Genomic DNA, 546 nt, shown 5'->3' with positions numbered 1-546 from the left:
ATGTGACGACTCTCGAAAATGCGCAGGCGGCCGGACTGCTCTGGTGTGAGGCCGGCCGGGTCGGCTTTCGCCACGACCTGATCGGAGACTTCTTCGCGGCCGACGCAATTCTGCGCCGGGCGGATACGCCCGGCGCACTCTGCGCATTGGCGCGCCAGCCGATCCATGCCGAACTCCGCGAGTTCATGCTTGGCGGCTGTGCGACGACACAGGAGATCGAAGCGCTACTGTCGCAAGCGCCGGACTCCCGTCTGCTCGAAAGCGCGCTTTCCGGGCGAGCCGGCGCGAAGGCAAAGGGATATGTGATCAGCCGGTTACGCGACCTGATCGCGCAGCTCAAACAGCGCTATGGTGATCTGAATCTCTCGCTTCCCGAGGGAGTTACGAACGCGCGCGAACTGTCCTCGCTCGTCCCGAGCTTGGTTGATGCCGGCGAGGACGACCCGCTCGAGGGGCTTTACCTCGCGTTGATCCCGTCCGCGCTCGGCGAAGGGCTGCTGCCACACCTCCTCGATTTGTTCGCGGCAGTGGACATGCGGCTCGTCG

1 protein-coding gene is annotated in these 546 nt (G+C 64.8%); it reads left to right on the top strand.

From position 1 onward, the window contains the following. A partial coding sequence (locus AC2JF9_RS08355; protein WP_500726865.1) for a hypothetical protein occupies positions 1-546 on the top strand: 546 nt, incomplete at both ends.

Source organism: Lactobacillus sp. C449L (assembly GCF_059900815.1).
This window is presented reverse-complemented; position numbering and strand designations above follow the sequence as displayed.